The 25,066-nt window shown below is 41.5% G+C and carries 23 protein-coding genes; 18 read left to right on the plus strand and 5 right to left on the minus strand.

Translation table 11 applies throughout. The annotated features are described in order from the left end of the window. The first annotated feature begins 63 nt into the window (after positions 1–63). The 13 genes from JOC74_RS01575 to JOC74_RS01635 all read left to right on the plus strand — a co-directional run bounded on the left by JOC74_RS01575 (position 64) and on the right by JOC74_RS01635 (position 14,277). Entirely contained in the window at positions 64–675 is a 612-nt protein-coding gene (locus tag JOC74_RS01575; RefSeq protein WP_053602645.1) for a molybdenum cofactor guanylyltransferase, read from the plus strand. Positions 676–681: 6 nt separating this feature from the next. Beyond that, a complete protein-coding gene (locus JOC74_RS01580; protein ID WP_053602646.1) occupies positions 682–1,704 on the plus strand; it encodes a MoeB/ThiF family adenylyltransferase in 1,023 nt (340 codons plus the stop codon). 17 nt (positions 1,705–1,721) lie between these two features. Continuing rightward, positions 1,722–3,011 (plus strand): molybdopterin molybdotransferase MoeA, encoded by a 1,290-nt coding sequence (locus JOC74_RS01585; protein ID WP_053602647.1) that lies wholly within the window; start codon positions 1,722–1,724, stop codon positions 3,009–3,011. Then, positions 2,975–3,499, plus strand: a complete 525-nt coding sequence (mobB, locus tag JOC74_RS01590; protein ID WP_053602648.1) for a molybdopterin-guanine dinucleotide biosynthesis protein B — start codon at positions 2,975–2,977, stop codon at positions 3,497–3,499. Before JOC74_RS01585 ends, mobB begins: the two co-directional genes overlap by 37 nt. Continuing rightward, positions 3,492–3,977: a molybdenum cofactor biosynthesis protein MoaE gene (locus JOC74_RS01595; RefSeq protein ID WP_053602649.1), complete on the plus strand. Its 486-nt coding sequence runs from the start codon at positions 3,492–3,494 to the stop codon at positions 3,975–3,977. The genes mobB and JOC74_RS01595 overlap by 8 nt, the downstream gene beginning before the upstream one ends. Beyond that, on the plus strand, positions 3,974–4,207 hold the full coding sequence (moaD, locus tag JOC74_RS01600) for a molybdopterin converting factor subunit 1 (RefSeq protein ID WP_053602650.1): 234 nt from the start codon (positions 3,974–3,976) through the stop codon (positions 4,205–4,207). The genes JOC74_RS01595 and moaD overlap by 4 nt, the downstream gene beginning before the upstream one ends. Positions 4,208–4,448: 241 nt before the next feature. After that, positions 4,449–6,206, plus strand: a complete 1,758-nt coding sequence (locus JOC74_RS01605) for an ABC transporter ATP-binding protein (protein ID WP_053602651.1) — start codon at positions 4,449–4,451, stop codon at positions 6,204–6,206. A gap of 10 nt (positions 6,207–6,216) precedes the next feature. Then, entirely contained in the window at positions 6,217–8,034 is a 1,818-nt protein-coding gene (locus tag JOC74_RS01610; RefSeq protein ID WP_053602652.1) for an ABC transporter ATP-binding protein, read from the plus strand. A gap of 202 nt (positions 8,035–8,236) precedes the next feature. Further along, on the plus strand, positions 8,237–8,992 hold the full coding sequence (locus tag JOC74_RS01615) for a DeoR/GlpR family DNA-binding transcription regulator (protein WP_053602653.1): 756 nt from the start codon (positions 8,237–8,239) through the stop codon (positions 8,990–8,992). Continuing rightward, complete coding sequence (gene pfkB / locus JOC74_RS01620) at positions 8,989–9,900, plus strand: 1-phosphofructokinase (protein WP_053602654.1); 912 nt, start codon at positions 8,989–8,991, stop codon at positions 9,898–9,900. Before JOC74_RS01615 ends, pfkB begins: the two co-directional genes overlap by 4 nt. A 14-nt stretch (positions 9,901–9,914) precedes the next feature. Beyond that, complete coding sequence (locus JOC74_RS01625; protein WP_053602655.1) at positions 9,915–11,795, plus strand: PTS fructose transporter subunit IIABC; 1,881 nt, start codon at positions 9,915–9,917, stop codon at positions 11,793–11,795. A 174-nt stretch (positions 11,796–11,969) separates the two neighbouring features. Continuing rightward, positions 11,970–12,530 carry a signal peptidase I gene (gene lepB, locus JOC74_RS01630; protein ID WP_053602656.1) on the plus strand — a complete coding sequence of 187 codons (561 nt, stop codon included), beginning with the start codon at positions 11,970–11,972 and terminating at the stop codon, positions 12,528–12,530. A gap of 127 nt (positions 12,531–12,657) precedes the next feature. Further along, entirely contained in the window at positions 12,658–14,277 is a 1,620-nt protein-coding gene (locus JOC74_RS01635; RefSeq protein ID WP_053602657.1) for an ABC-F family ATP-binding cassette domain-containing protein, read from the plus strand. A gap of 55 nt (positions 14,278–14,332) precedes the next feature. Here JOC74_RS01635 and JOC74_RS01640 read toward each other — a convergent pair whose 3' ends face one another. From JOC74_RS01640 to JOC74_RS01645, 3 genes are all read right to left on the minus strand, one after another. Continuing rightward, complete coding sequence (locus JOC74_RS01640; protein ID WP_053602658.1) at positions 14,333–15,565, minus strand: aminopeptidase; 1,233 nt, start codon at positions 15,563–15,565, stop codon at positions 14,333–14,335. A gap of 94 nt (positions 15,566–15,659) precedes the next feature. Then, positions 15,660–15,794: a protein YkpC gene (locus JOC74_RS23295; RefSeq protein WP_098945195.1), complete on the minus strand. Its 135-nt coding sequence runs from the start codon at positions 15,792–15,794 to the stop codon at positions 15,660–15,662. Between the two features lie 137 nt (positions 15,795–15,931). Then, complete coding sequence (locus tag JOC74_RS01645) at positions 15,932–16,834, minus strand: LysR family transcriptional regulator (RefSeq protein WP_053602659.1); 903 nt, start codon at positions 16,832–16,834, stop codon at positions 15,932–15,934. A 150-nt stretch (positions 16,835–16,984) separates the two neighbouring features. Between JOC74_RS01645 and JOC74_RS01650 the strand changes: the two genes are divergently transcribed. Further along, on the plus strand, positions 16,985–17,626 hold the full coding sequence (locus JOC74_RS01650; protein ID WP_053605979.1) for a type 1 glutamine amidotransferase domain-containing protein: 642 nt from the start codon (positions 16,985–16,987) through the stop codon (positions 17,624–17,626). 706 nt (positions 17,627–18,332) lie between these two features. On the opposite strand, the gene mreBH is transcribed toward JOC74_RS01650, so the two are convergent. Further along, positions 18,333–19,340, minus strand: coding sequence for a rod-share determining protein MreBH (gene mreBH / locus JOC74_RS01655; protein ID WP_053602660.1), 1,008 nt, complete (start codon positions 19,338–19,340; stop codon positions 18,333–18,335). 221 nt (positions 19,341–19,561) lie between these two features. Between mreBH and JOC74_RS01660 the strand changes: the two genes are divergently transcribed. The 4 genes from JOC74_RS01660 (at position 19,562) to ade (ending at position 23,346) form a co-directional block, all read left to right on the plus strand. Continuing rightward, positions 19,562–20,404 (plus strand): gamma-glutamylcyclotransferase family protein, encoded by an 843-nt coding sequence (locus tag JOC74_RS01660; protein WP_098945196.1) that lies wholly within the window; start codon positions 19,562–19,564, stop codon positions 20,402–20,404. Positions 20,405–20,435: 31 nt separating this feature from the next. Beyond that, positions 20,436–21,104: a potassium channel family protein gene (locus JOC74_RS01665; RefSeq protein WP_053602662.1), complete on the plus strand. Its 669-nt coding sequence runs from the start codon at positions 20,436–20,438 to the stop codon at positions 21,102–21,104. 159 nt (positions 21,105–21,263) lie between these two features. Then, positions 21,264–21,347 carry a putative holin-like toxin gene (locus JOC74_RS24235; protein ID WP_225970374.1) on the plus strand — a complete coding sequence of 28 codons (84 nt, stop codon included), beginning with the start codon at positions 21,264–21,266 and terminating at the stop codon, positions 21,345–21,347. Between the two features lie 277 nt (positions 21,348–21,624). After that, positions 21,625–23,346, plus strand: coding sequence for an adenine deaminase (gene ade, locus JOC74_RS01670; protein ID WP_053602663.1), 1,722 nt, complete (start codon positions 21,625–21,627; stop codon positions 23,344–23,346). A 49-nt stretch (positions 23,347–23,395) separates the two neighbouring features. On the opposite strand, the gene rnjA is transcribed toward ade, so the two are convergent. Further along, on the minus strand, positions 23,396–25,063 hold the full coding sequence (gene rnjA / locus JOC74_RS01675) for a ribonuclease J1 (protein ID WP_053605980.1): 1,668 nt from the start codon (positions 25,061–25,063) through the stop codon (positions 23,396–23,398). Positions 25,064–25,066: the final 3 nt, after the last annotated feature.

The raw sequence follows: 25,066 nt of genomic DNA on the forward strand, positions 1-25,066 counted from the left end.
TCACTTTTGTCTTACCAATATGGTATGATTTTTTAAAGCTTGCAAAAAAGGACGGGACGAATCGTGAAGCATAGTCATATTTTATTGGCCGGAGGAAAATCCAGCCGCTTCGGACAACCAAAAGCCTTTAAAAACTGGAATGGAATACTGCTTTACGAATGGTGCAAACAAGCCTTGGGAGGAGAACAGACTTATATTGTTTCTCATCCTTCGCTGGTAGCCAGATTTCAAGAAAGGATGGAAGAAAACATAATAGTAGATCTCGAGCCGTTTAGCGGAAAAGGTCCATTGGCAGGAATTTATACTGCCATGAACCTTATTGAATCCGACTATTACACCTTTCTTCCCTGTGACACACCTCTTGTTGAACAGAGAACGATCGAGCTGTTAAAAAGGGAAGCGCGTGGATTTGATGCAGTTGTGCCAATCGCAGACGGTAGAATTCATCCGCTCGTCTCTGTCATTCATCATCAGGCAAAAGATGTTGTGTACAAACAATTGCTGGGAAATCAATTGAGAGCTGTTGATTTGTTTCAACTTCTTCACACAAATTATTTAGAAGTAGAATGCTTCGGTTCAAAGTCCTGGGAATTTATCAATGTAAATGTCGAAGAAGACCTAAAAGAGCTGAACAAACACGTTGTTCAGCGATTTAACTTAAACGATGAGGAGTAACATAAAATGTATGAGCGCTATTCTAGGCAAACCATTTGCAGCTATATAGGCATTGAAGGACAGGAACAGCTGGCAGACAGCTGTGTTTTAATTATTGGCGCGGGTGCTCTTGGTACAGCAAACGCTGAAGGATTGGCGAGAGCAGGTATCGGAAAAATCGTGCTTGTTGATCGAGATTATGTGGAATGGAGTAATCTGCAGCGGCAGCAGCTCTATACGGAAGAAGATGCAAAAAACAGGCTGCCTAAAGCGATTGCCGCTAAAGCTCACCTAGCCAAAATAAACAGCGAGATTACGATAGAAGTACATAATGAGGATGCGGATGCAGAAATGTTATTGCCATTAATGCAAAAAGCTGACGTTGTGATCGATGCGACTGATAATTTTGACACGCGACTTATAATAAATGATCTTGCTTATCAAACAAATACGCCGTGGATCTACGGTGGGTGTGTCAGCAGCCAGGGAATGTACATGGCGTTTATACCGGGGGAAACCCCTTGTTTTTCCTGTGTATTTACTCATCTTCCCCCTGGGGGATTAACGTGTGACACTGCAGGCATCATATCTCCGGCGGTCCAAATGGTAGCAGCGTTTCAGCAGGCAGAGGCGATCAAGCTTTTAACGAAGCAAAAACAGGCGCTTCGCTCGGCTTTTTTCACCTTCGATTTATGGGAAAATACGCAAATTCAAGTGAAGGTCGCTGCCATGCATCGAAAGCATTGCCCAACCTGCGGCGATAATCCGAAGTATCCCCAAATTCAGTTTGAAAACAAAAAGAAATCAGAAGTGCTATGCGGAAGGGATACGGTCCAAATTCGCACGCCAATGCTCAAAAATTTACCTGTACACGACCTGAAGGAAAGGCTTCAAAAGTTGTATCTGGTTGAAGCAAACGACTATTTGCTTCATATTACGTTTGAATCCTATCGAATCGTACTGTTTCTTCAAGACAGTCGGGCGTTCGTACATGGTACGAATGATCCGAAAACAGCAAATTCTGTGCTAGCAAGAGTGATAGGTCTATAAGAGAAGGAGGATAATGAATGGTTGTAACGAGAAAACCGATTCCAGTAGGACAAGCAGTAGAAAGAGTGATGAACGTTTCCAAAAAAGGAGAAACGGAATGGGTGCCGCTGGAGCAGAGTTTACATCGCCATTTGGCGGAAACAATAATTGCTGATCATGATATACCTGCATTTGATCGCTCTCCATACGATGGATTTGCGATCAGAGCGGAGGATTCTATCCATGCCTCCAAAGAAAATCCCCTCACATTTCATGTCGTTGATCATATAGGTGCAGGTAGTGTGTCAGAAAAGAAAATCGGTCGGTATGAGGCAGTCAGAATTATGACTGGCGCAAAAATACCCGACGGTGCAGATACAATCGTCATGCTTGAGCTCGCGAACGTGATATCCGAGAATGGAAATGAGCGAATCGAATTGAAGCGACCCTTTTACTCTGGTGACAATATTTCGAAAAAAGGGGAGGATACTGCTGAAGGAGAAAGGCTCATTCCCGCAGGAACAGTTATCGATTCAGGTGTTATTGCGTTGTTGGCGACATTTGGTTATGCAGCAGTAAATGTCGTGAAAAAACCGAAAATTGGAATCATTGCGACCGGAACAGAGCTGTTAGATATCAGCGATCCGCTTGAGCCGGGCAAAATCAGGAACAGCAATGCGAGTATGATCTATGCCCAAATTCAAGAAGCCGGCGGTGAACCGTTGAATCTTGGGAAAATGGCTGACCACTTTGATTCTTGTTATGAGGCAGTAAAAAAGGCGATCGATAAGGTTGATTTTCTTATTACTACGGGCGGAGTGTCTGTCGGTGATTTTGATTTTTTACCCGCCATTTATGAAAGACTCGGGGCCAATGTACTCTTTAATAAAGTAGGGATGAGGCCCGGCAGTGTGACAACGGTGGCAGAATATAAAGGAAAGCTGTTATTTGGTTTATCGGGCAATCCTTCCGCATGCTTTGTCGGCTTTGAACTTTTCGTCAAACCGGTCATCAAAAACTGGCTATTAAGCGACAAGCCCTATTCACTTTATCATCAAGCGACACTGAGCAAGGATTTCCTTAAAGCGAATCCATTTACCAGATTTGTTCGTTCGTCCGTATCAAGTGAAAACGGAAAATTATTTGTCGACCCGGTCGGCCTCGATAAATCCAGCTCAGTCATTTCACTTGCATCAACAAATGCATTGCTCGTTCTTCCAGGTGGGACAAAAGGATACCAAAAGGGCGATCAAGTGATTGTGCTGATGATTAAGGAAGAAAGAGGATGTGAATGGCCGTGGGACATCATCCTTTCATCCTCCAAATAATCGGATATAAGAACAGCGGGAAAACGACGATGATGGAGAAGCTGGCAGCTGCAGCGGACAAAAAAGGGTGGTCGGTAGGCTGCTTAAAGCATCATGGTCATGGCGGTGAGCCGGATGCCGCCAAAAATGATTCTGAGCGCTTTAGCAAAGCAGGAGCTGCGGTTTCAGGGGTTGAAGGAGAAGGAAGACTGCTGCTTTCTATTAAAAAGGTAAAATGGACGCTTGAAGAGATCCTGGATTTATATGTTTATTTAAATGTTGATTGTCTATTTATCGAAGGATATAAACAGGCGAAATATAAAAAGGTTGTCATCTTAAAAAGCGAGGAAGACGTCGAGCTACTGCAAAATGCAGAGCAAGTCATTGCCGTTATATACAGGGATGAAAAGCTTCGCGGTGTTTCTTTCGGAGTGCCGGCTTTTCATGCGGATGACCCATTGGCTGTTCCTTATTTAATAAACTGTATGGAGGAAGAAAATTTTGCATGACCAATTTGAAATCACAGAATCGGAAATCGATGTCCAGTCTGTAATCAAAAAAGTAGAGTCTAATAAAGCAGGAGCAATTACTACGTTTATTGGAACCGTCAGAGAATGGACGAATGGGAAAAAAACTGTTTATTTAAAATATGAGGCTTATAAACCGATGGCTGTTAAAATGCTTCAGCAAATCAGCGATGAAATCAGCGAGCGCTGGCCACTCACAAAAACGGCAATCAGCCATCGTGTCGGCAGCCTTCGTATTTCAGAAGCTGCTGTTGTTATCGCGGTATCATCGCCGCATCGAAAAGATGCCTATGAAGCGAATGAATATGCAATCGAACGAATCAAACAAATTGTACCTATATGGAAAAAAGAACATTGGGAAGATGGAACCTCATGGATCGGAAATCAGCAGGAAACGATTTCTTATCCGTCTGGAGCGCCCGGCTTAGGGAAACAAGGAAAAAAGGGTGAAGAAAAATGATAACGATTCTGTTATTTGCCGGTCTTGCTGAGAAAGCCGGCACCAAAAAGATCACGTTGGAAAACGAAGAGACAACGACTGGAGAAATTGTTCGCCTGCTTAAGGAAAACTATCAATTAGAACAAGTGCACCAATCAATGATTGCCGTGAATGAGGAATATACCCAGGGTGACAAAAGAGTAGTTTCTGGGGATACGGTTGCATTTATTCCGCCTGTAAGCGGAGGTTAATTTTCTTAAGGGTGGTTAGCGATATTAATAATGCGCGATTTTCAAAATCGGTTATCAATTGATAACCGATTTTTTGCGTATTTCACATTTTTCAACTCCAGTATTACCGCCCCTCATTCAAAAGAAGTAGTGGTTCTGATAAAATTGTTTGATTTTTGAAAAATAAGTGGATATTTATTTCGATTACCGATATATTAGATGATGTGCCACGTCTTACATGATATGGAAAGGTGCTGAAGAGATGAAGACGTTTGAAAAATTAAAAGCATTTTATTGGCCTTACAAGTCGGTGTTTTTATGGTCTCTCTTATTTATGCTTTGCATGACGGGTATCACAGTCGTTTACCCTGTTGTTCTTCAAATTACAATTGACGAAGTGATTTATAAAGGACAATACGAACTCATCCTCTGGATCAGCATCGGCTTTATCGGCATTATGACGATCAAGGGAATCACAACTTATTTCCACCAATACTTAGGAGATTTATTCGGGATTAAATCGGTCTATCGTTTACGAAATGAGCTGTACGCGAAGCTGCAAAGACTCCCGTTTGGTTACTATGATAATGCCAAAACAGGGGATTTAATGTCCAGGCTGACAGCTGACGTAGAAGGATTTCGCTTCTTTTTATCGTTTGGTTTATCCGAGCTCATTCGCTTTGTTTTATTAATTGTAATTAGTCTTTCTGTCATGTTTTATTATTCCGTACCGCTAGCCCTTGTCACAATAGCGGCAATGCCTTTATTGGCGATATCCGTTTACAGCTTTGACAAAAGGGTTCACCCTGCATTCCGCGGGATTCGAAAATCTTTTGGAGTTTTAAACACAAATGTTCAGGAAAATATCAGCGGAATTAATACCGTTAAATCATTATCAAGAGAAGATTTTGAAATCAGCAAGTTTAATACATCGAATAAAGATTATAAGCAGAATTTTCTTCATACATCTAATGTGTGGGCGAAATTCTTTCCTTTGATGGAATTGATAGGGAATATATGTACCGTTGCTTTGCTATGTTACGGAGGATATCTTGTCATTTCCGGACAGCTCAAGCCAGGCGCATTAGTTGCTTTCTTCAGCTTGGTAAACTACATTATGTGGCCGATCATGAACTTGGGGTTCGTTATTAACCAGTTTTCGCAAGCGAAAGCTTCAGGAGAAAGGCTGCTGGAAATTCTCGAAGCAGATGAAAAAATTACAACCCGCGAAAACGCGATCCATACAGAAAAATTAAGAGGACATGTCAGTTTTAAAGACGTGTCATTAAAATACGGAAAAGAAGATACTGAGTCTATTAAACATGTATCCTTTGAAGCACCTCCGGGAAAAACGATAGGGTTAATCGGGGCGACAGGATCAGGAAAAAGCAGCATCGTTCAATTGATGAGCAGATTTTATGAGCCTACCGGGGGCGAAATTGCCATTGATGGAAAGCCGATAGCCGATTATTCCTTAAAAACGCTCCGGGCAAACATCGGGGTCGTATTGCAAGAATCATTTTTATTTTCTTCTACAATTCGTTCGAACATTTCTTACGGGAAGCCAAACGCTACAATGGAAGAAATTATCGAAGCGGCGAAGCTTGCCCAGGCTCATTCCTTTATTATGGAGCTGCCTGATCAATATGATACGATGCTTGGCGAGAGAGGACTCGGCTTATCTGGCGGGCAAAAGCAAAGGTTGGCGATCGCAAGAGCCATTTGTAAGGATCCAGCTATTCTTGTGTTTGATGATTCGACAAGTGCGGTCGATATGGAAACCGAGCATCGGATTCAGCTCGCTCTGCAAGAAGTGATGGAGGATCGAACTACCTTTATCATTGCCCACCGAATTTCTTCAATTAAGCATGCGGATGAAATCCTCGTGATGGACAATGGAAGCGTTGTCGAACGCGGAACTCATCACGAACTTATTCAATTAAATGGTCATTATAAACGCATTTTCGATTTGCAATACAAAGATCAAGAAATGATCGTTACATCCCATCAAGCGGGTTAGGGGGCATAAAATGCAAACATCAAAAAAACAAAATATGACCAACAGGTTTTACTATGCTTCAGACCAAATTATTGATAAGCCTTTTAACTGGGCGCAAATGTGGCGACTTTTGAAATACTTGGAGCCTTATAAAAAACGTTTGCTCCCGCTTTCCTTTATTACGGTTCTTATCGGAACGTTTGTAAGGCTGGCAGTACCGATTCTTATCGGTGTTTATACACTCGACCAAGCAATATTGGAAAAAGATACAAATTTGCTGATTGTGTTAGTTGCGATCATCAGCGGTTTGTATCTCCTGAATTATGCAGCAAACACTTGCAGGATCCGCTGGATGAATATGCTTGGACAAAACGTAATCTATGATTTGAGGCAGCATTTATTTACTCATGTACAGAGTCTTTCCCATCGTTTTTTTGATCAAAGATCGGCCGGATCCATACTTGTACGGATCATGAATGATATTAACTCCCTGCAGGAGCTTTTCACTAGCGGAGTTATTAATTTGCTCATGGATATTCTCTTATTGCTCGGAGTCATTGTTATCCTGTTTACACTCAGCCCGGAGCTGACAATTGCGATCATGATTACGCTGCCTATCATGTTTATCATATCCACGACGCTTCGCAAAAATATCCGGCGGTCGTGGCAGTCGGTTCGAATGAAGCAGTCAAAGCTTAATTCCCATCTAAACGAAGGGATTCAAGGAATTCGAGTGACTCAAGCCTTTACACAAGAAAATGAGAATATGGAGTTTTTTAATAGCGTCAATACGGAAAACTATGAGTCATGGAGAGAAGCAACAAAAAAAAGTGCGATGTTTCGTCCATTCGTTGAAATGACAAATGCAGTAGGAACAGCAATCCTGCTTTGGTATGGCGTCACCCTTATCATGAATGAAACGATCTCAATCGGAGTGTTTGTATCCTTTGCTTTTTATCTAGGCATGTTCTGGGAGCCAATCAGCCGGTTAGGGCAGGTTTATAATCAGCTGCTGATGGGAATGGCTTCTTCAGAAAGAATATTTGAGTTTCTTGATGAAAAGCCGCTCGTTGCAGAAAAAGAAGATGCGATACATGTGAACAAAATCAAAGGTTATGTTGAATTTGACGAAGTGGAATTTTCATATGACGGAAAAAGAAAAGCCCTTTATCCAATTTCGTTTGATATTCCTGCCGGAACAACGATTGCGCTGGTTGGGCATACCGGTTCAGGCAAAACGACGATAGCGAATCTCATCAGCCGATTTTATGATGCAACTGGAGGAGAAGTAAGAATAGATGGTATTCCGATCACAAACTTAGCGGTTGCGAGCCTGCGCTCTCAAATCAGCATTGTGCTTCAGGATACATTCATTTTTTCAGGAACGATTATGGAAAACATTCGATTCGGCCGGCCGAATGCCACGGATGAAGAGGTTATTGAAGCAGCAAATGCTGTAGGTGCAGATGATTTTATTTCCTCCTTGAAAAACGGCTATTCGACTGAGGTGGAGGAAAGAGGGAGCGTACTTTCTGTGGGCGAAAGGCAGCTTATATCGTTTGCCAGAGCCTTACTAGCAAACCCGAGAATCCTCATTCTCGATGAGGCAACCGCAAGCATCGATACAGAAACAGAGGTAAAAATTCAAGAGGCATTGAGCACCCTTTTGAAAGGACGTACAGCAGTGATCATAGCCCACAGGCTTTCTACGATTCGGGGAGCAGATAAAATTATGGTGCTCGACCACGGACGGAAAATGGAGGAGGGAAGCCACGACGAGCTGATGGCGAAAGAAGGCGTGTACTGCGAGCTTGTAAAAGCCCAATACCGGATGTTTCAGACTCAGTAAAAACCTTCGGGCTTCCGAAGGTTTTTTCTCTGCATTCAAGTGTTTACAAATGATTATACTAAAGGTAATATTATTAATCGTGAACGAAAATTAATGATTTTGGTTGAAATTGAAAGTTTTTTTATTGTTTTTTCTTAATAGAACGGTTACAATGAAATTGTAATGAATGCGTTTCCATTTTCATTGCAGGGGGTGCAAAAAAATGCTCACTCAAGAACGTCATCAGGTAATTCTTGACGAGGTCCAATTAAATGATGTGGTCGCTCTGCAGCGGCTCGTGCAATTAACGAATGCTTCTGAATCAACCATTAGGAGAGACCTTACAACTCTTGAGGAGCGTGGGTTTATAAAGCGTGTTCATGGAGGGGCTTCAAAGCTTTCCGACATTCGTACGGAACCGGACATGCAAGAGAAATCATTCAAAAACCTTCAAGATAAGCAGGAAATAGCCAGGGAAGCTGCAAAGCATGTTGGTATTGATGAATGCATCTATCTGGATGCCGGCACAACAACCCATCAAATGATCCAATTTTTAGATAAAGCTAACAATGTACTCGTTGTAACCAACGGAGTTATGCACATTGAAGAGCTATCAAAAAAGGGTATTCCTTTTTATATATTGGGAGGGGCTGTCAAACATCGAACAGGTGCGATCATGGGAGGCTATGCATTGCTGTCTCTTGAACAATACCGGTTTGATAAGTGTTTTTTAGGTACGAATGGCATACATTTAGAGGCGGGTTTTACGACGCCGGATCCTGAAGAAGCGATTATTAAGAAAAAAGCTGCAGGTCAATCCAAAAAAGCTTATGTCTTAGCAGACCCGAGCAAATTCGGGGAGATATCCTTTTCCTCATTCGCTCCTATTTCTAAAGCAGCAATTGTAACAACAAATCTGGATCAGGACTTATATCGAACGTATAACAAGAAAACAGAGGTAAAGGTAGTGAATACATGATTTATACGGTAACTTTAAACCCATCTGTCGATTATATTGTCAAAGTTGAAGATTTTGAGCTCGGCGGTCTGAACCGATCGTCATATGATGTGAAATACCCTGGCGGAAAAGGAATTAACGTATCGAGGATCTTAACAAGGCTTCAGGTGTCATCAAAGGCACTTGGATTTATTGGCGGATTTACTGGAGAATATATTCGCTCATTTTTGGAAAATGAAGAACTGAAAACTGCTTTCCAAGTGGTGAAAGGTGATTCAAGAATTAATATTAAGCTTAAAACAGGGGCAGAAACAGAAATTAATGGTGTTGGACCAGTTATTTCGGATCAAGATTTCACTAAATTTCTTAATCAATTTTCAGAGCTTAAGGAAGGTGACTTCGTTGTGGTCGCCGGAAGCATTCCTTCATCGCTGCCGCAGTCAACGTATGAACAAATTGCAGAAATCTGCAAGCGTCAAAATGCAAATATTGTACTCGATATATCGGGAGAAGCACTTAAAAAAGCGGCGCATATGAAGCCTTTCTTAATGAAGCCGAATCATCACGAATTGGGAGAAATGTTCCAAACAACAATCGAAACAATCGAAGAAGTGATTCCATATGGGAAAAAGCTCGTCACCGAAGGCGCAACCCATGTGATTGTCTCGATGGCTGAAAAAGGCGCCTTGTTATTTACAAAAAATGACGTGTTTCTTGCCAATGTCCCTAAAGGTAAGCTTGTCAATTCTGTGGGGGCAGGAGATTCAGTTGTAGCCGGTTTTATGTCAGGAATCGAAAAAGGAATGGATATCGTTGATTGTTTTCGCCTAGGAGTTGCTTCAGGGAGTGCAACTGCTTTCTCCGAAGAACTGGCAGAACGTCAGTTAATAATGGAGCTTTTGCCTGAAGTTCAGGCAGAGCGTTTGTAAGGGAGGATTTTACGTTGAAGATTACTGAACTATTAACTAAAAATACAATAAAATTAGCGATTGAAAACACGCAAAAAGACATGGTCATCGATGAACTGGTCGACGTACTTGATCAGGCCGGCAAGCTGAATGACCGTGAAGGATACAAAGAAGCAGTTTTAAATAGAGAAAAGCAAAGCACTACAGGTATCGGTGAAGGGATTGCGATCCCCCATGCGAAAACAGGAAGCGTAAGCGATCCGGCAATCGCATTTGGCAGAAGTGTTCAAGGAGTGGATTATGAGTCATTGGACGGCCAGCCGAGCCAATTGATATTTATGATTGCGGCTACAGATGGTGCAAACAATACGCACCTTGAAGCATTGTCCAGACTATCAACCTTGCTTATGCGGGAAGAAATACGGAAGCAGCTTCTTGAAGCCGCAACTGAGGAAGATGTACTTGACATCATTAATTCCCATGATAAGGATGATGAAGAAGAGGAGCAAACTCCTCAGCATGCTCCATCTGCAAAAGGAAAAATCCTTGCCGTTACGGCATGCCCGACAGGAATTGCCCATACCTTTATGGCGGCGGATTCTTTGAAGGAAAAAGCAAAAGAGCTCGGCGTTGATATTAAAGTAGAAACGAACGGTTCAGGCGGCATTAAAAATGCGCTGACTGCTGAAGAAATTGAAGAAGCAACAGCAATTATAGTTGCTGCTGACAAACAGGTCGAAATGCAGCGTTTTAACGGTAAGCACGTCATCGAGGTTCCGGTTGTTCAAGGAATAAGAAAACCTCAGGAATTAATTGAACGAGCCCTGAAACAAGATGCTCCGGTGTACCGCGGAGACGGATCGAAGGCCGAAAAAGGCGAAAAGTCTTCCGGAAAAGGACGTAACGCATTTTACCGTCATATTATGAACGGTGTCAGTAACATGCTTCCGTTTGTTGTCGGAGGCGGGATTTTGATCGCCATTTCTTTCATGTTTGGTATTGACGCGGTAGATCCCGAAGATCCAAGCTATAATCGTTTTGCTGAAGCTTTAAGCACGATTGGTGGCGGAAACGCATTCGGATTAATGATTCCGGTTCTGGCAGGTTTTATTGCGATGAGTATTGCCGACCGTCCAGGACTTGCACCGGGTATGGTCGGAGGTTTTATGGCTGCACAGGGTCAAGCAGGCTTTCTCGGCGGATTGATTGCCGGTTTCCTTGCCGGATACATCGTAGTTTTATTGAAAAAGGCATTAAACGTCATGCCGCAGTCGTTAGAAGGATTAAAACCTGTACTTCTCTATCCTGTATTCGGTATTTTCTTTACTGGAATCATTATGTTCTTTGTCATTATCGATCCTGTAAAAGCAATTAATCTCGGATTAAGTTCGTGGCTTCAAGGCCTCGGGACAGGAAATCTTGTTCTCCTTGGAATTGTTCTTGGCGGAATGATGTCGGTTGATATGGGCGGACCTATTAACAAAGCAGCATTTACGTTTGGAATCGCGATGATTGACGCTGGCATTTTTGGTCCGCATGCTGCTATCATGGCAGGCGGAATGACAGCTCCACTAGGTATTGCGCTTGCAACTTCGATCTTCCGGAAAAAATTCACAAAAAGGGATCGCGAATCGGGAATCACTTGCTATTTCATGGGCGCAGCATTTATCACAGAAGGCGCCATTCCATTTGCAGCAGCAGATCCGCTTCGCGTGATACCTGCAGCAGTTGCCGGTTCTGCAGTTGCCGGCGGATTGACAATGTTTTTCGGATTGGGGCTGCGTGCTCCGCATGGCGGACTCTTTGTTTCTCCGTTTGTAGAAGGTAGTCCATTCATCTATATACTTTGCATTTTAATTGGCGCATTGGTTACAGCCGTACTATTGGGTATTCTAAAAAAACCAGTTACTGAATAGTAAACAAAAAAGTGCTGCGAGACTGTCTTGCAGCACTTTTTACTTTGCAATGCTCATTTCTTCCTGAGCACAAAGAAAAATTTTCAAGCTGAGGCAAGATGAAATTATGCCTTTTTCAAAACATGTGATAAAGTATAGGTAAGAAGCTTTGCATCTGGTTTAGGAGGAAAAGTTTTGGCAGAAGAAAAAGTAAAGAAAAAAAAGAATTCACTGATAGAGTGGGCGAAGGCTTTAGTTATCGCAATTGCATTAGCGCTTATTATTCGGGTATTTCTCTTTGAGCCTTATTTAGTAGAAGGGACTTCCATGAATCCTACCTTGCATGACGGGGAACGGCTGTTTGTCAATAAAACGATTGGCTATGTCGGAACGCTGAATCGCGGAGATATTGTGATTATTGACGGAGATGACAGCAGCGTTCATTATGTCAAAAGATTAATAGGGCAGCCAGGTGACACCGTCGAGATGAAAAACGACCGTCTCGTCATAAACGGCAAAGAAATTCCGGAACCTTATTTATCGGAAAATAAAAACCAGGCGGACGAGCTTGGTGTCCATTTAACCGGTGATTTTGGGCCTGTCGAAGTTCCAGAGGGGAAATATTTTGTGATGGGAGATAACCGTTTGAATTCGATGGATTCAAGAAACGGACTCGGTTTAATTGATAAAAGCCGAATTATCGGAACCTCCCAGTTTGTCTTTTTTCCTTTCAATGAATTAAGGCAAACCAAATAATCAGAGCCTTATTTCCTTTGGGGAATAGGGCTATTCGTAATGTTCTAATAACCAATGATTTATATGTATTGTAATTCGTGATATACTTTTTTAAATGAAGCTTGTTAGTTAATGGAGGAAATAAATTATGATAGCTGTAAACAATGTCAGCCTGCGTTTTGCGGATCGCAAGCTGTTTGAAGACGTAAATATTAAATTCACCCCCGGGAATTGCTACGGGTTAATTGGTGCAAATGGAGCCGGAAAATCGACATTCCTAAAAATTCTATCTGGTGAAATCGAGCCTCAAACAGGTGAAGTCCATATGAGTCCTGGAGAGCGCCTAGCCGTGTTAAAGCAGAACCACTTTGAATATGAAGAGCATGAGGTTCTTAACGTTGTTATCATGGGCCACAAACGCCTTTATGATGTGATGAAAGAAAAAGACGCGATCTATATGAAGCCGGATTTTTCCGATGAGGATGGGATTCGTGCGGCTGAGCTTGAAGGGGAATTTGCTGAATTAAACGGATGGGAAGCAGAGAGTGAAGCGGCTGTTTTATTAAAAGGACTCGGCATAGACGAGGAGCTTCATTCTAAGAAAATGGCCGATATTGGCGGATCTGATAAAGTAAAGGTGCTGCTTGCCCAAGCGTTATTCGGCAAGCCGGATGTCCTTTTGCTGGATGAGCCTACCAACCACCTTGATTTACAAGCAATCCAATGGCTTGAAGAATTTTTAATCCAGTTTGAAAATACGGTAATTGTCGTATCCCATGACCGCTATTTTTTGAACAAAGTATGTACACATATTGCCGATCTTGATTTTCAAAAAATTAAAGTGTACGTCGGAAACTATGATTTTTGGTACGAATCAAGCCAGCTTGCCTTAAAATTATCTCAGGAAGCCAATAAGAAAAAAGAGGAGCAGATTAAGCAGCTGCAAGAATTTGTGGCTCGATTTAGCGCCAATGCGTCGAAATCAAAACAAGCAACTTCACGGAAAAAATTGCTCGATAAAATAACGCTTGATGATATACAGCCTTCCTCACGCCGTTATCCATATGTCAACTTTACTCCTGAAAGAGAGATTGGTAATGATGTATTAAGAGTAGAAGGTCTTTCGAAAACAATCGATGGACAAAAGGTATTGGATAATGTCAATTTTATTATGAACAAAGAAGATAAAATTGCGTTTACGGGCCGGAATGAACTCGCTGCGACCACTCTTTTCAAAATATTGACCGGAGAGCTTGAGCCTGACAGCGGCAGCTATAAATGGGGAGTAACGACCTCACAGGCCTATTTCCCGAATGACAACAGCGAGTACTTTGAGAACGTCGATTTAAATCTCGTTGACTGGCTGCGCCAATATTCACCAAATGACCAGAGCGAAAGCTTTTTAAGAGGATTTTTAGGAAGAATGCTTTTCTCTGGGGAAGAGGTATTGAAAAAATCGAATGTTCTTTCCGGTGGGGAGAAAGTTCGCTGTATGCTTTCCAAAATGATGTTAAAAGGCGCCAACATCCTTATCTTGGATGAACCAACCAACCATCTTGATTTGGAATCCATTACGGCGCTAAATAACGGTCTTATCAGCTTCAAAGGAGCTATGTTGTTTACTTCTCATGACCATCAATTTGTCCATACCGTTGCCAACAGAATTATCGAATTGACGCCTACAGGTATTGTCGACAAACAAATGAGCTACGATGAGTTTTTAGAAGATCAATCAGTCAAAAGCAAGCTTGAAGAATTATATGCATAATTTTCTTCACAAAAAAACCAGAATCCTATATGGATCTGGTTTTTTTCATACTATATTAGAATGCCCAATTTCCACTGCGGAAGATTGGTTCTCTTTTTCCATCCTTTGTGATTCCGTCAATATCCATGTCGCTTGATCCGATCATGAAGTCAACATGGGTGATGCTGTTGTTCACGCCTTCTTTTTCTAATTCTTCACGGCTCATGCTCTTTCCGCCTTCTATATTGAAAGCATAGGCACTCCCGATAGCGAGGTGATTTGACGCATTTTCATCAAAAAGGGTATTGAAAAATAAGATTTCTGATTGGGAAATCGGCGAATCATGCGGTACAAGGGCAACTTCACCAAGGTAATGAGAGCCTTCATCCGTTTCAATCAGCTCTTTTAGAATCTCTTCCCCAACACCGGCCTGTACGTCGATAATTCTTCCGTTTTCAAACGTAAGCTGGAAGTCGTCAATAATGTTTCCGCCATAGCTTAATGGCTTCGTGTTTGCAACTTTTCCGTTGACTCCATCTTTCTTAGCTAATGTAAATACTTCTTCAGTCGGCATATTAGCCATAAAAGGATCGCCTTTTTCGTTAATGCTTCCGGCTCCAGCCCACAGATGCTTTTCAGGAAGCTCGATCGTTAAGTCGGTTCCTTTTGCCTTATAATGCAGGGCATGGTAGCGATTTTCGTTAAGAATATTCACTTTTTCATGAAGGTTTTGATCGTGCTGCTTCCACGTTTCTATCGGATCAGCTTGATCAACTCGGGTCGTTTTAAATATTTCATTCCAAAGCAGCGCAATTGCTTCGTCTTCTGGATTGTCAGGAAAAACCTTTTTTGCCCAGCCTGCAGAAGCAGCGCCGACAACAGTCCAGCTGACCTTGTCTGATTGGATGTATGTACGGAATTTATGCAGTGCTGTACCAGCAGATTTTTGAAAGGCAGCAATTCGTTTTGATTCAATTCCTGCCAGTAAGTCAGGGCTTGATGAGACAATGGAGATAAATGCCGCACCTTTTTCCGCCAATGCTTCGACTGCTTTGGCCTCCCATTCCGGATATTCTTCAAAAGCCTCAAATGGGGCCATTTCATATTTTATTCTGGACACAGCGTCATCTTGCCAGCGGACGGTCACGTTTTTCGCTCCAGCCTTATAAGCCTCTTTGACGATCAAGCGTACGAATTCGGCTACTTCATTCGAAGCGTTTATGACAACTTCCTGTCCTTTTTGTATATTTACTCCTGTTTCAACGATAAGCTGTGCATATTTCACTAGATTTTCATTCAATAAACTCATCATTTAACCTCCTTTTCTCCCCATCATAACAAAAATTTCTAAAAAAGAGAAAAAGAACAGGTGACTGGACAGGATTTTCTCTTTTTTAAAGGATTCAAGGCCTGGTTGCACTTGCAGGACGGTTTTCAGGAGATTCCTGCATATTGGCGAGACTGACGCTCATACCTCCAAGAATAATTCCACTTAACACAATTGTGATCATGATACGCCTTACCATATCCTTAACCATATGTATCTTATTCCTCCTTAAAGTAGATCCACTCTTCACGTTATGAGTGACGGTCGGAAAAAAGAAGTGAAATGTATGAGATTTTGTGACAAAAAAATAAATGAGCGGGTACAGACAACTCGTTGTTGTTACCATTTTCAAAAATCAAGTTTTCCGGAATTTTGTTTTTGGTTGTTTTTCTTCAGTGCATCGATAACCATTTTTATTTCCGGTGAGAATTTCGCTTTCGTTTTATAGGCAATAAATAATTCATTGGATACTTTTAAATTTCCCAGGATGATTTTAAAGCCTTTATAATCATTCGCATCTTTCAGTATAAATGTCGGAATCAAACTAATACCATTTCCATATTCAATCGCTCTTAGTAATGTATGAAGATCCGGCAATACATGAACGGGCTTAATTAGAGGGCGTTTATTTAGGTGTTTTCGCCAAAATCGCCTTATGATAGGAAGCTCTAAGCCGTAGCTTAGCCATTTCTGTCCAGACAGCCATTGTTCCATTTCAATGAGATTCGTAAAGGCGGGGACATTCGTTTCTTCAGGTGCCACCAACACGAATTCTTCTTCCATCAGCTTTACGTGCTCAATACCGGGAGTTTGATACTTTTTCGAAGTTACGATTAGATCGACCTTATCTTCTTTTAAATGTTCAAATAGGACAGAAGCAACGCCAAATTGTGCCACGATCCGAAAGGTATACGTATTCAGGTTCGGGAGAATTTGTTCTTTAAAAAATTCAAGAGCTGACCCGAGTCTGATAACAGGCACTGTTGGAGAAGAAATGCCTTTAAGCCGCATCGTTTTTTCTTCCAATGATTCAATGAGAGGTGCGATTTCAGAGTAGAGCTCTTTCCCCCGTTCTGTAGGAATCATTTTTCGCGAAGCCCTTGTAAACAGACGCTCTCCCACCTCAGCTTCCAGAGAGGATAAGTGCTGGCTCATGGCAGGCTGCGTCATGATTCTTTCCTTTGCCGCTTCAGATACAGAATTGTGTTTAAATATGCTGATAAAGCTGCGATACCATTCAAAATCGACCATTATACGTTGATTCCTTTCTTCATGTATAAATATATTTATATATTAGCATGTTTTTTGTAATTTGTTTTATACTAAGCCATTGCTTAAAATTAACATGTGTAAGACAAAAATTTATTTAGGGAGGATTTGAAATGGGGAAAAAAAGTATTGATGGTTGTCACGAACCACACGGAAATATCCGAAGGAAAAACAACTGGAATATGGTTATCAGAGTTTGCTGAAGCTTATATAGAATTTACGAGTAAAGGATTTGGGGTTACAGTTGCAAGTCCCCTTGGGGGGAAAGGCCCTGTTGATCCGGGCAGCGTTGATGAAAGCACGCCGCAACAAATTCTAGAGGCGAAAAAATATTTGGAAAACACAATGAAACTTGATGAGGTTTCTTCAGAAGGTTTCGATGCGATTTTCTTGCCAGGCGGTCATGGAACAATGTTCGACCTGCCACAAAGCCAGAAATTGCAGGAATTGCTTCGTGACTTCTATGAAGCAGATAAAATTGTTGCAGCTGTTTGTCACGGACCAGCTGGGTTAATTGGAGCTACATTATCAAACGGCCAGCCTCTCGTCACGGGAAAACGCGTCAACGCCTTTACCGACTCTGAGGAAGCAGAAACAACATTGGATCAATACATGCCTTTCTTGCTGGAAAGTAAACTTCGTGAACTTGGCGCCATCTTTGTTGCGGCACCAAACTGGAACACACATTATGAAGAGGGCGGGAACTTAATTACCGGACAAAATCCACAGTCCACCGCAGCTGTAACGAAAGCGGTTATTGAAAAACTTGCTTAATCATTCTGGAGGACTAAAAGACGAATAAGCGCTCGAGAAAAGTCCTTCACACAGGTTATGAAGGACAAAAAAACGCATGAGCACCCGAGAAAAGTCCTTCACACAGGTTATGAAGGACATAAAGACGCATGAGCGCTCAAAAAAAGTCCTTCACACAGGTTATGAAGGACAAAAAGTCGCAAGATCGCCCGAGAAAAGTCCTTCACATAGGTTATGAAGGACATAAAGACGCATGAGCGCTCAAAAAAAGTCCTTCACACAGGTTATGAAGGACAAAAAGTCGCAAGATCGCCCGAGAAAAGTCCTTCACATAGGTTATGAAGGACAAAAAGACATAAGAGCGCCCGAGAAAAGCGGGTGTCTCAAAAACTAGTCTCCAAGAAATAACTAGAAAACCAAAAAACACAATTAATGAAGCATATTGACTTAATTTCGTGTTTTTTTCATTGCCCCTATTTTCTCGTTATTTAGTTATTCAACAATTTTATTTGGTTACTAAATAAAAACTAATAAACATGATCGTCTAAAGATACGATATTAGTCTGTTGTACTTAGTTTTCTTAATTCATGTAATTCGAACCTATACAAAATACCTTTTTCTTATTTTGCAGACCAAAATTTATTCAAATACCAACAACAATATCTATCATAGGATTTACAAAAGCAAACTCCCTCTAAATCATAGAGGGAGTCGCTCTTTTCAATATTATTTAATCGCTTTTAGCAGTTTGTCAATGACCTGCAGGGAACGTCCTGTGCCGATTGCAACAGATTCCAATGGGTTGGGAGCCAAGTGCACTGGAACGACAATTTCATTCGAAAGCCAATCTTTAATGCCGTTAAGCAGGGCTCCTCCACCAGTCAATATGACACCGCGGTCAACGATATCTCCGCTTAGTTCTGGAGGACAATCCTCTAATGTTGCCCGGATCGCTTCAATAATGTGCAGTAGCGATTCTTTCATCGCTTCCTGAATTTCATTCGATTCCAAAGAAATCGTTTTTGGCAGGCCGGTAACCAAATCTCTACCTCTCACTTCAAGAGTCATCGTCTCGTGATCGATAAGCGCATAGCCGATTTCTATTTTTACTTGCTCGGCTGTTCTTTCTCCGATCAGCAGATTATATTTTTTCCGGATATAGGAGACGATGTCTTCATCGAGCTGGTCCCCTCCGATTCGAATGCTGTGGCACGACACGATTCCTCCAAATGAAATAATAGCTACTTCGGTCGTTCCGCCGCCAATATCGACGATTACGTTAGCAACCGGTTCATCAACAGGCAAATCAGCTCCAATAGCTGCAGCGACCGGTTCTTCAATTAAATGAACATGCTTTGCCCCGCAGTTTTTTACTGCATCACTGATCGCTCTTCGCTCGACAGCCGTTGAACCTGATGGTGTGCAAACAACAACGCTAGGTTTTCTAAAATTAAAACCGATGTTTTTTCCAGCTTTTTTCATAATATGCTTTAAAAGATCCGTAGTCATTTCATAATCAGCTATAACACCGTCCCTCATTGGACGTACCGCCACAATTTTGCCAGGGGTTTTTCCGATCATACTTTTTGCTTCATTTCCTACGGCCAAAATATTTCTCGTTTCTGTGTCTACAGCAACTACAGAAGGTTCATTTAAAATTATTCCTTTATTTTTACTGTAAACCAGAATATTAGCTGTTCCTAAATCAATTCCTATCTCAGTAGATTGAAACATATTTCCACCCAATCTCTTAATAATTTATTTTATTTGTGTTCATCACAAACAATTAGTAGAAATAGGTCGAATTATGGGGGTATCTGTTTTAATGAAATAATTTCGTAATATTAGTGAATCATAGGATGATTGCAAAACATGACGAGATTTGCTTTTCGAATCCTTCGGCATAAGATAAAATACTAGTATCTGAAAAATGAATGGCAGGGGAGGCCGAAACATTGGAACAACTTTTATTTGTATACGGTACATTACGAAAAAATTGCAGCAATTCCCACTTTTTATCTCATGCGGCCTTGGTAAAAAATGAGGCATGGATTGTAGGCGGGCAAATGTACGACACGGATTTAGGTTATCCTGTAATGTCATTGACTCCTACTTCAAGTAAAGTTTACGGAGAATTATATCGTATCCGAAAGAATGAGTTTGAAGCGATAGATCAGTTAGAGGAAGGCTATGAGAGAGCGGTGCACACAGTATATACTGATACAGGCGTTGAAAAAGCTTGGGTGTATACGATGGACGATAGTAAATGCCTGGAATTCACAAAAATTGAAAACGGAAATTGGAAAGAATACCTGATGATCAAAGAAAAGCCTGATGATATATACTATTTTGCCTACGGGTCATGTATGGATGAAGATAGGTTTAAAAAGGCTAAAGTGGATCATTTGTTCCTAAATGTAATCGGCGGAGCCATGCTTCAAGGCTATACGACAAGATTTACCGTACGATTGCCAGATGGAGGAAGAGCTGATATTGTAGAGGACGACGGTGTAACAGAAGGGGTTCTCTATAAAGTTCCCCAAGACGCTGTGACGTATTTATATAAAAGAGAAGGTGTTTTTGAGAATTTATATAGACCTGCTTTTGTGGATGTGAACGTTAATGGAAGAAGCTACCATGATTGTCTTACTTTTATTGTGGTAGATAAAAAGAACGAATTGGCTCCCCCAGATCACTACAGGGCAGAAATCGAAAGAGGAGCTGAACGATATTTAACTCGTGAGTTTTTCTTAAAAATAGTAGAGCATATGAGTAATTTGAAAATCAACAACATTTAAATCACTTCATATTTCGAAAAGGAGAAATTATATGAAGAAAGAATTTGCTGTTATTGGATTAGGGCGGTTTGGAGGCAGCATCTGCAGAACACTCGTTGAAGAAGGCGTCGAGGTAATGGCTATCGATATGGACGAAAGCAAAGTCAATGAATTTGCTAGTATTGCCTCCCATGCAGTTATCGGAAATGCAACGAACGAATCCGTATTAAAAAATCTTGGAATCCGTAACTTTGACCACGTCATTGTAGCAATCGGTGAGGATATTCAAGCTAGCATATTAACGACACTTATGCTAAAGGAATTGGGTGTCAACAAAATTACAGTCAAAGCACAAAATGATTACCATGAAAAGGTACTCTCAAAAATCGGTGCCGATTTCATCGTCCACCCGGAAAGGGATATGGGAAAACGGATCGCACATAAAATTGTTTCAAGCAGTGTATTAGATTATCTAGAGCTATCAGATGAACATAGCATCGTCGAAATTGTTGCAAACGAAAAATTGCACGGGAATACGCTGATTGATCTTGATATAAGAGCAAATTATGGTATCAACATTGTTGCGATTAAACGAGAAAAGGAAGTAATCGTTTCTCCTATGGCGGCTGAAGTAATCCAAAATGGAGACATCTTAATTGTCATAGGCTCTGATGAAGACCTAAACAGATTTGAAAAAAAGATGCTGCAACAGATAAGATAACTTTAATTTTTAACTAATTACATGAAAAAATGAGACTTTAGTCCTTTTTTTCTAATCGAACAAGTGTTCTGAATAGAGACATGATATACTATAAGCAAGCATTTGCATTATTCGTTCTATGGGTGGTCGGCTAACCCTTTGCAAAGGGGGTGATGCCTAGTGACAGTATTCGAGAGTTTAACGATTGCAATTTCTTTTGCGACGCTTCTCATTGCTGTTCTTTCATTTCACGATAAAAAATAGACCTCCCTTGTCCGGAAAATGAGGGAGAGGTCTATTGATTTGGATGGCCGATCCCGTCATTAGGACAAGATGCAAATGCCGCCGCAAGTGCCCCAGCGCTTGCGGTTTTCTTATTTTTTTTTATGATTCTTAATAGTATTCTATCTTAATCTTATCATAAATTATTCTTATTATCACATGAATATGGCAATTGGCATATTTTTTCTCCTTTTTTATTGACGAAAAACTTGAAGTTGGGTAACCTAGATAAAATTACATAAAGAACGGGGGAACCTAATTGAATAAAGAGTCACTCAAACACCGAATAAAAGCTGCTTCACACGCTGAAATAGCAGATCTCGTTATTAAAAACGGCAAAATTTTGGATGTTTTTAACTTGGAATGGATGGATACAGACATAGCTGTCACAGATGGAATCATTGTCGGCTTAGGAACATTTGAAGGAAGAGAAGTCATCGATGCAGGCGGGCAAAAGGTGGTACCGGGATTTATTGACGGGCATGTTCATATTGAATCTTCTATGGTAACACCTCTTGAATACAGTAAAGCAGTTTTGCCACATGGGGTCACGACTGTTATTACGGATCCGCATGAAATCGCAAATGTTTCAGGAGAAGCAGGTATTCGGTTTATGATGGAAGAAGCAGAACGAGCTCCCGTCTCTATTTTTTTCATGCTGCCATCTAGTGTGCCGGCGACAAAATTTGAGGCTTCCGGGGCACGTCTGACCGCTGATAAACTTTCCCCGTTTTATTCATCATCCGCTCGGGTGCTTGGGCTTGCAGAAGTCATGGATTATGTATCTGTTAAGGAATGTGATGATGACATGATCACGAAGCTGGCAGACGCGCAAGGCTCGGGTAAAAAAATAGACGGCCATATGGCTGGGCTTCCGCCTGAGCTTGTAAATATTTACCGGACGGCCTCCGTTACAACCGATCATGAAGTCACTACTGCGGAAGAAGCACTAGAACGAATCAAAAGAGGGATGTACGTCATGCTTAGGGAAGGATCAGTTGCAAAAAACCTGAAGCAGGTTCTCCCTGCTGTTACAGCGAAAAACGCGAGAAGGTTCTTTTACTGCACCGACGATAAGCATTTAGATGAAATAATGATCGAAGGGAGCGTCGATCATCAAATCAGGCTCTCGATTAAAGAAGGATTAGACCCTTTGATTGCATACCAAATGGCGTCGCTCAATGCGGCAGAGTGCTACGGACTATCTGCCAAAGGTGCAGTTGCTCCGGGCTATGATGCGGATTTTGTTTTTTTATCTGATGTGGAGAATGTTACTATTGAACGGACGTTCGTAAAGGGTATAGAAGCAGAGACAGCAGCAGGTGGTAGAGAGCCTGTCGAAATTCCCGAAAGGCTGCTTAATACGGTCAAGACTCCTTCACTCTTATCTGAAGACCTTGAGATTCACTTAAAAAATGATCAACCGATGAAAGTGATTGAAGTCATACCGAACCATTTAGAAACAAAATTGCTTACTGAAGAACCAAGTATTCAAAATGGTCTTTTTCAAGCTGACACAAGCCGTGATCTCTTAAAAATAGCGACGATTGAGCGGCATTCTTCTGAAAAAGAAGTCGGTCTCGGAATTGTAAAGGGATTTGGTTTGAAAAAAGGTGCGATAGCGGCGACCATCTCTCACGACTCCCATCACTTCATTTCTGTTGGGACAAACAATCAGGATATGTTACATGCGCTCAGTGTGTTGAAAAGCACCGGCGGGGGAATTACGGTTTGCTTAGATGGGATGGAAGTACAGACGCTCGCATTGCCTATTTCCGGGTTGTTGTCAGATCAGCCTGCAGATGCAGTAAGCAAGCAATTGGAGCTATTGAATGTGTCATTGCGCAAGCTCGGTTTCAACGGAAATTATAATCCTTTTTTAACGCTATCATTTTTGGCGCTTCCGGTCATTCCGGAAATAAAAATGACCTCAAAGGGATTATTTGACGTGAGGCAGTTTCGATTTGTGCCAGTTCAGTAAAATGAAATGAAAAAAAACTTATTTCCAAAGAGGAAATAAGTTTTTTTAGTTAGACTTCCATAATAATCGGAAGGATCATTGGACGGCGCTTTGTTTTTTCATAAAGGAATGGTGCAAGTGTGTCCGTAATTTCGTTTTTAATTTCGGACCATTGGCTTGTTTTTCGTTCCATCACTTTTTGCAGATGGGAAGAAATTAGCTCTTGGGCATCATTAATTAAATCGCCGGATTCTCTCATGTAAACAAAGCCTCTTGAGATTAAATCGGGGCCGGCAGATATTTTGAATTCCTTCATGTTCATGCTGACGACAACGATGACTAAACCTTCTTCGGACAGAATTCTACGGTCTCTTAAAACGATATTGCCGATATCGCCAATCCCGCTGCCGTCAATATAGACAGAGCCTGAAGGGATTTTTCCGCTGACAGATGCCTCATCGCTGTTAAGCGCCAAAACCTCGCCATTATCCATAATAAAGGTGTTTTCTTCAGCAATTCCACAATCGGTTGCGAGCTTCATGTGCATTTTCTGCATTCTGTATTCACCATGAATCGGAACGAAGAATTTCGGTTTCATCAAGCGCAGCATGAGCTTTTGTTCTTCTTGCCCGCCGTGGCCCGAAGTATGAATATTATTCAATGAGCCGTGAATAACCTCAGCTCCTGCCCGATACAACTGATTTATCGTCCGGCTGACACTAATTGTGTTTCCCGGGATAGGCGATGAAGAAAATACTACAGTATCTCCAGGAATAATTGAAATCTGTCTATGAGTTCCGTTTGCGATTCTTGAAAGGGCAGCCATAGGCTCTCCCTGGCTTCCTGTACATAGGATCGTTACACGATTTGCCGGAAGTCGATTAATTTCATTAGCTTCAATGAACGTATTTTTTGGGCATTTGATATAGCCCAGGGTTTGGCCGATTTCGATAGCCGACTCCATGCTTCGTCCAAATACTGCGACTTTTCTCCCCTTCGATACAGCAGCTTCAATGACCTGTTGAAGTCGATGGATATTGGAAGCAAATGTCGCAAATATAATACGCCCGTCCACTTTTCGGAAAATGTCGTGGATGCTTTCTCCCACTCGGCGTTCTGACATCGTAAAATCAGGAACCTCACTGTTTGTACTGTCAGATAATAGACAAAGGACGCCTTCTTTTCCGATCTCAGCCATTTTCGTCAAGTTAGCAGGTTCGCCTACTGGAGTAAAATCAAATTTGAAATCTCCTGTATGAACTACGTTCCCCGGCGGCGTTTTTACAACGATGCCGTAAGAATCGGGAATACTGTGGGTAGTTCGGAAAAAAGAAACAGAGGTTTTTCTGAACTTTACAATATCATCCTCGGAAATGATATGTAGCTTTGTCTGACGAAGCAAGCCGTGCTCTTCGAGTTTGTTGCGCAGCAGGCCGATTGCAAGCTTGCCGCCGTAAATCGGAATATTAACCTGCCTTAGCAAGTAAGGTATCCCTCCGATGTGATCCTCATGTCCGTGGGTAATAAAGAGACCCTTAATTTTGTCTTCATTCTTAACTAAATACGTATAATCTGGAATGACATAGTCAATCCCAAGAAGCTCGTCTTCAGGAAACTTAATTCCCGCATCAATCAAGATAATTTCATCCTGAAACTGAACTCCATACGTATTTTTGCCGATTTCTCCCAATCCTCCGAGAGCAAATACAGCTGTCTGATCATTTTTTACAAATTTCATTCC

The organism is Bacillus capparidis (assembly GCF_017832095.1).
Taxonomy (GTDB): domain Bacteria; phylum Bacillota; class Bacilli; order Bacillales; family Bacillaceae; genus Bacillus; species Bacillus gobiensis.